The organism is Pseudomonas sp. P5_A12 (assembly GCF_056400685.1).
Window position 1 is genome coordinate 1 of sequence record NZ_JBFUKU010000294.1, and the last position, 6,457, is coordinate 6,457.

The following is a 6,457-nucleotide window of genomic DNA, read 5'->3' on the forward strand; positions in this document are numbered from 1 at the left end:
GGCGTCCGTGAAATCGCCTTCGCCGGCAAGCCGGGCTCCTACAGGGCGAAGAACGATGACGCGATGTCACAGTCCTAGTCCGTTTTAGTGATTCGAACACCGCCCGCGACACCACAGACTGGCGTATCAATCCGCCTTGCAGAGACCGCCCCCATGGAGTTCGCTTTTACCGAAGAACACCTGATGATTCGCGATAGCGCCGAGCGTTTTCTCGCCCAGGCCAGCGACTCGCATGCCGTGCGCGCCGCCATGAATCGGCCGGACGCTCATGATCCCGAAGTCTGGCAACGGATCGGCCAGGAACTGTACTGGCCGGCGCTGATGGTGCCCGAACGCTTTGGCGGTATGGGCCTGGGTTTTGTTGAACTGGCGATTCTGCTGGAACAAAGCGGTCGCTATTTGCTGGGTTCGCCGCTGTTCGCCACTGCGTGCCTGGCCACCCCGGCCCTGCTGCTGGGGCACAACGAGCCCATACAGGAGCGTTGGCTGGGGGCGATTGCCGCAGGTGAAACCCGTGCCACCCTGGCCTTCGCCAGTGTTCCAGGGCTGGAGGCTTGCAGTGTGCAAGCCGTGGCCGCGCCGCGCCCAGGAGGCTGGACCCTTGACGGCCAATACGCGCAGGTCATCGATGGCGCCTCGGCCGACCTGCTGATCGTCGCCGCTCGCGGCCCCGACACCCAGGGCGAACGGGGTATCAGCCTGTTCGTCCTGTCTGGCGATACGCCGGGCGTGGTGCGTACCCCCCTGGCGACCCTGGACCAGACCCGTCGCCTGGCATGCATTGAATTGCATGACGTGCAGGTCAGCGAGGCACAACAACTTTGCGGCCCCGAGCAGGGCTGGGCAGTGCTGCGTAACACCCTGTTGATCGCCACCATCGGACTTGCCGCCGAGCAGACGGGTGGCGCGCAACAGGCCCTGGACCTGACCCTGGCCTACATTGCCGAACGCCGGCAATTCAAACGCACCATCGCCAGCTTCCAGGCGATCAAGCACCGCTGTGCCGACATGATGCTGCAAGTCGAATGCGCCCGGTCGGCCGCCTACTACGCCGCCTGTGTAGCCCAGGAACATCTGGACCCGAAAGGCGATGTCGCCGTGGCCCAGGAGCTTGAGCAGGCCGCCGCCACGGCAAAAATTCATGCCAGCGAAGCATTTTTCCACTGCGCCGCCGAGTCGATCCAACTGCATGGCGGCGTCGGGTTCACCTGGGAATACGATCCACATCTGTACTTCAAAAGAGCCCGCGCCAGCGAGCACCTGCTGGGCAGCCCGGCGTTGCACCGCGAGCGCCTGGCCAAGCATCTATTGGGAGAACAACCATGAAAATCGGTTTCAGTCGTGCAGACGAAATATTCCGCGAAGAAGTTGCCCTGTGGCTGGCCGAGCACCTGAGCGGGGAATTTGCGCCACTGCGCTTTCGCGGCGGCCCGGGTGATGAACACAGCTTCCCTGAGGAGCGCAAAGCCTGGGAGCGCAGGCTTGCCGCAGGTGCCTGGATCGGCGTCGGCTGGGCCAGGGAACACGGCGGACGAGGACTCTCCATCAGTCAGCAAGTAATCTTCCATGAGGAATATGCCCGCGCCGGTGGCCCCGGGCGCATGGGTCATATCGGCGAAGGCCTGGTCGGCCCGACACTCGCCACCTTCGGCACCCCGGCCCAGCAAAAGCGCCTGTTGCCCGGGATCCTCGACGGCAGCCAGTTCTGGTGCCAAGGCTATTCGGAGCCGGGGGCAGGTTCGGACCTTGCCAACGTGCAGACTCGGGCGAAACTGGATGCCACGGGCGAACACTGGTTGATCAGCGGGCAGAAGGTCTGGACCTCCCTGGCGCACGAGGCCGACTGGTGTTTCGTGCTGGCGCGCACCGAGCCTGGAAGCCAGGGACATCACGGCTTGTCATTCCTGCTGGTGCCGATGGCCCAAGACAGCATCCGCGTGCAACCGATCCAGCAACTGACCGGTACCAGTGAATTCAACGAGGTGTTCTTTGATCAGGCCATCACGAGTGCCGACAACCTGATCGGCCAACCGGGCGATGGCTGGAAGATCGCCATGGCGCTGCTGGGTTTTGAGCGCGGCGTATCCACCCTGGGTCAGCAGATGCAGTTCCACAATGAACTCGACGAAATCATCCGCATCGCCCGCACTAACGGTGCCGCGCGCGACCCACTGCTGCGCCAGCGCATCGCCCAGGCCTGGAGCGGGCTCAAGGTGTTGCGCTACAACTCGCTGCGCATGCTCTCGGGACCGCAAGACGGGAGCCTCGGTCGAGAAGCGATGATCTACAAACTGGCCTGGTCCACTTGGCACAGCGACCTGGGCAAACTGGCCATGGACGTGCTGGGCGATGCCGGAGAAATCCTCGACGCAGCGCCCTACCAGCTCAGCCGCCTGCAGTCGCTGTTCCTGTTCACCCGCTCCGACACCATCTATGGCGGCAGCAATGAGATTCAGCGCAATGTGATTGCCGAGCGGGCACTGGGCATGCCGCGTGAACCACGGGTCACCCTTTAAACGGTGTCCCGCCCAGGACAATGATGACGCGGTGGGACAACCACGCCGCAGCGTCGGGTTCGGATTGATCGCTCCCACGATCCTGCCGTGGGAACGATCAGCACTTCAGCGCACGCGAATCTTCGGGGCATCCGCCCCACGACGCAGCGTTTTAAGAAAGCCTTCCAGCGGTGCCGGCTCGGCGATCTGCGGCAAAGCGTCCTTGTCCGGTCGTTGCGCCCAGAATGCGTCCCAGGATGGAAAGAGCTCGTGGAAGGAACCGGCGTACGGCTCGCGCCCTGGCCAGCGTACCTTCAAACCGCCGATCGGTGGTTTGTTCAGGTCGGTCGCGTACCAGTAGCACGGCAAGCGGCGACGGAAGCACCAGCGCCCGTCGATTCGCTCATAGTCGTCCCAGTACAGCATCTGCATGATGACCCACTCGGGCCCCGTCTCATGTTCGTTCTTCGAATAGACCACGCCGGTGGCGTGATCGGCATCGCTGAACTCGATGATGTGTTGCCCCAGGTGATGGGAGGTGCCATGGAACTGCTTGCGCATGGTTTCGTCCAGCCACACCTTGAGGTGCGCGCGACCGGTTTTGTCGCGGCCCACGCGCACGTCCGGGGCGAAGCAGTTGGCCATGGCATCCATATCACGCATGTCCAGAGACAGGGCATATTTGCCAGCCAGTTGGCGGATCGCGTCCAGCGATTCCAATCGATCGATGCGCGCAAGCAATGCGCTCGGGTCCTGGCTCATCAATCGAGCACCGTATACAGGTCCGAACCGCGCCCGCCGTCCACCGCCAGGCTGGCGCCGGTGACATACGAAGCCTCGTCGCTGGCCAGAAACAAAATGGCGTTGGCCAGTTCCACCGGCAGGCCGACCCGTTTCATCGGGATCACTTTTTCAGTGTTGGTACGGGTCTTGTCGTCGCCCAGCATGCCGGCTGTGGCCGGGGTGTCGACCACTCCCGGGATGATCACGTTGCAGCGGATGTTGTGCGGTGCGCCTTCGCTGGCCGCCGCCCGACTGAAGTTGATCACGGCCGCCTTGGCCGCCGAGTAACCGGCCATCCAGGCTGTGCCGAACAGGCCGCAGATCGAAGCAATATTGACGATCGAACCACCGCCCTGCTCTTTCATCAACTGCATCGCGGTACGGGTGCCCCAGAAGGTGCCGTCCACCGTAGTCGCGAAGTTGGCGTGCCAGTCTGCGGTGGTCATCGTGTCGATACCGCCCCAGGTGTAGGCCATTGCGTTGTTGACCAGAATGTCCAGACGTCCGTGGCGTTGTGCAGTCGCTTGAAGCGCGCCGACGTAGGCCTGTTCATCACTGACATCGGCCACGGCGATCTCGGCCTGACCACCCTGGGTGCGGATTTTTTCCTGCACACCTTGCAGCGGCTCGATGCGTCGGCCGCACAACACCACCGTGGCGCCCTCTTCCGCGAATCGCAGCGCGGTGGCTTCACCGATGCCGGAACCGGCACCGGTAACGAAGGCGATTTTTCCTTGTAAACGCTTGCTCATGGGTGTCTCCCTGATCAGATAAAGGCCATGCCACCGTTGACGGCGATGTTCTGCCCAGTCATGAAACTGGCGTCTTCGCTGGCCAGAAACACCGCGACCCTGGCGATCTCGTCGGTCTCGCACATGCGGCCCAGCGGCACGTTTTTCAGCAGCGCTTGCATGTAGTCATCAGGGATGCCGGCCATCATCGGGGTGTTAGTCGGTCCCGGCACCAGGGTGTTGACGCGTAYGCCACTGGCCGCCAGTTCACGGGCAATCGAACGGGTCAGGCCCATCACCCCGGCTTTCGAGGCGCAGTAGTGGCTTGGGCCGTCGCCGGTCAGCGCGGCGGTGCTGGAGAGGTTGATGATCGCGCCCTTGCGGCCACCCTTGACCATCAGCCTGGCGCCTTCACGGCAGCACAGAAAGGTGCCACCGAGGTTCACCCCGATCACTCGCGCCCAGCTCTCGTCCGGGGTATCGAGGAAGCTGTCCAGCGCGCCCACGCCGGCGTTATTGACCAGAATGTCGAGGCCGCCGAAGTGCTGCTCAGCCTGGCCCATGGCATCGGCCACGGACGCACCATCACCGACGTTACAGGCCAGGGCCAGTACCTTGTCACCCAAATCTGCCAGGCTCTCGGCCAGGGCCGCCTGATTCAGGTCGACAGCCACCACCTTGGCACCTTCGGCGACAAAACCACGCACGATGGCCTGGCCCATACCCTGGGCGGCGCCAGTCACAAAGGCCACTTTATTGAATAACTTCATAGCAATCTCCGAATGTGCAAATACGCTGCGGCCCGCTGCCGTTGCAGTGGAGCCGTCCCGTGCATGATTAGCGGTAAGCGCCCGGGCACACATCGTCCGATGGGACTAGCGCCGCGTGGTCTGAACGGACGATGTGACTAGCTCGATCAGAGCCCAGCATTCGCATTGCGCGCACCACGCCAGTCGCTGCGTTTCCCTTCAACTCGCTGCATTCAATCTGCTGCAGTGCCTGGCGCGGTTGTGCTTCATGAATCCGCAGACAATGGAGAACCCCCATGAACCAATCCGTAGACTTGCCCCTGCCCGTCGGCCATTACGCGACCCTGCCAAACGGCCTGCACCTGCACTATCTGGATGAGGGCGCAGGCCCCGTGGTGCTGTGGCTGCACGGCAGCGGGCCGGGCGCCAGTGGCTTCAGCAATTTCAAGGGCAACTACCCGCAATTGGTCGCCGCGGGCTATCGCAACATCGTGCTTGACCTGCCGGGTTTCGGTCGCTCAGACAAACCCGAGGACGTCCAGTACAACCTGGATTTCTTCGTCGACTGCGTGGCCGCGTTCCTGGAGTGCATCGGTGTGCGGCGTTGCACGCTGCTGGGTAATTCGTTGGGGGGCGCGATCGCCCTTGGCCTTGCCCTGCGCCTGCCTCAACTGCCACAGAGTCTGATCCTGCTGGCTCCGGGTGGTGTCGAGGAACGGGAAACCTACTTCAAGATGGAAGGCATCGTGCGCATGGTCAGCCTGTTCAGCGCTGGCCCCATTGGAATGGAGGAGATGCGCAGCATGATGCGCCTGCAGCTGTTCGATGATTCGATTCTGCCGGAAAACCTGCTGCAAGAACGCGTGGCGGTGGCAGTGACCCAGCCCAAGAACCTGTTCAGCACCATGATGGTACCGAACATGGAAGCGCGCCTGGGTGAGATCCAATGCCCGATCCTCGGCTTCTGGGGAACCAACGATCACTTCAACCCGGTCAGTGGCGCCCAGCGCATCATCGACGGTGCGCCCAATGCCCGCTTCATCGTGCTCAACCGCTGCGGGCATTGGGTCCAGGTGGAACACCGCGAACTGTTCAACCGCAGCTGCATCGACTTCCTGCAAAACGGTTGAACCTGTAGTAACGGGGCACCGTGGTGTATTTGTAATACCGCGTCATCGTTTTTCRCCGGCAAGCCTGGCTCCTACAGGGAACCAGGCGCCGCAGTGACCTAACGACCCGCCGCCGGCTGACGGTTCAATTCGGCGTCGCCGGGCTGGCCAAGCACACAGGAGGTGCCGCCGGGGGTGTACATCATGGCCACGCAGCGGTTGCAGGCGGTGCAGATTGAGTCGCGGCTGGCGCCACTGGCGAGTTTGTTGACGTAGTCATTTTCGGCCAGCAACACCCGCCCCATGGCGACCAGGTCAAAGCCCTCGGCCATGATCTGTTCGATGCTCGCCAGGCTCTTGGCGCCGCCCAGATATGCCAATGGCATTTTCACCGCCGCACGCACCTTGCGCGCATGTTCCATCAGATACAGTTCTCGGAATTCTACGGTCGGCTCTTTACGGCGCTGGATGGCCATGGCCAGGGCGATAATCTTGTTCTTCTGCTGCACGCGGTTTTCCTTGGGGAAGGAAGAGCCGAACATGGTGGTGATCGATTCGGCGTTCATCCCGGCGCTGAGCACCAGTAAATG

The 6,457-nt window shown here is 62.6% G+C and carries 6 protein-coding genes and 1 pseudogene; 3 read left to right on the top strand and 4 right to left on the bottom strand.

Annotated features, from left to right (window positions below):
• The first annotated feature begins 153 nt into the window (after positions 1 to 153).
• Complete coding sequence (locus tag AC1DSG_RS25840) at positions 154 to 1,326, top strand: acyl-CoA dehydrogenase family protein (RefSeq protein WP_477793421.1); 1,173 nt, start codon at positions 154 to 156, stop codon at positions 1,324 to 1,326.
• On the top strand, positions 1,323 to 2,516 hold the full coding sequence (locus AC1DSG_RS25845; RefSeq protein ID WP_477793422.1) for an acyl-CoA dehydrogenase family protein: 1,194 nt from the start codon (positions 1,323 to 1,325) through the stop codon (positions 2,514 to 2,516). Before AC1DSG_RS25840 ends, AC1DSG_RS25845 begins: the two co-directional genes overlap by 4 nt.
• Before the next feature lie 105 nt (positions 2,517 to 2,621).
• Here AC1DSG_RS25845 and AC1DSG_RS25850 read toward each other — a convergent pair whose 3' ends face one another.
• The 3 genes from AC1DSG_RS25850 to AC1DSG_RS25860 are packed head-to-tail and all read right to left on the bottom strand — an operon-like array spanning position 2,622 to position 4,779.
• Positions 2,622 to 3,257 carry a nuclear transport factor 2 family protein gene (locus AC1DSG_RS25850; RefSeq protein WP_477793423.1) on the bottom strand — a complete coding sequence of 212 codons (636 nt, stop codon included), beginning with the start codon at positions 3,255 to 3,257 and terminating at the stop codon, positions 2,622 to 2,624.
• Positions 3,257 to 4,030 carry an SDR family NAD(P)-dependent oxidoreductase gene (locus tag AC1DSG_RS25855; RefSeq protein ID WP_150779291.1) on the bottom strand — a complete coding sequence of 258 codons (774 nt, stop codon included), beginning with the start codon at positions 4,028 to 4,030 and terminating at the stop codon, positions 3,257 to 3,259. The genes AC1DSG_RS25850 and AC1DSG_RS25855 overlap by 1 nt, the downstream gene beginning before the upstream one ends.
• Positions 4,031 to 4,044: 14 nt before the next feature.
• Positions 4,045 to 4,779 carry an SDR family NAD(P)-dependent oxidoreductase gene (locus AC1DSG_RS25860; protein ID WP_477793424.1) on the bottom strand — a complete coding sequence of 245 codons (735 nt, stop codon included), beginning with the start codon at positions 4,777 to 4,779 and terminating at the stop codon, positions 4,045 to 4,047.
• Between the two features lie 275 nt (positions 4,780 to 5,054).
• Between AC1DSG_RS25860 and AC1DSG_RS25865 the strand changes: the two genes are divergently transcribed.
• Positions 5,055 to 5,888 (top strand): alpha/beta fold hydrolase, encoded by an 834-nt coding sequence (locus tag AC1DSG_RS25865; RefSeq protein ID WP_477793425.1) that lies wholly within the window; start codon positions 5,055 to 5,057, stop codon positions 5,886 to 5,888.
• A 98-nt stretch (positions 5,889 to 5,986) separates the two neighbouring features.
• On the opposite strand, the pseudogene AC1DSG_RS25870 reads toward AC1DSG_RS25865, so the two are convergent.
• Positions 5,987 to 6,457, bottom strand: a pseudogene (locus AC1DSG_RS25870) (NADH:flavin oxidoreductase); the annotation flags it as partial.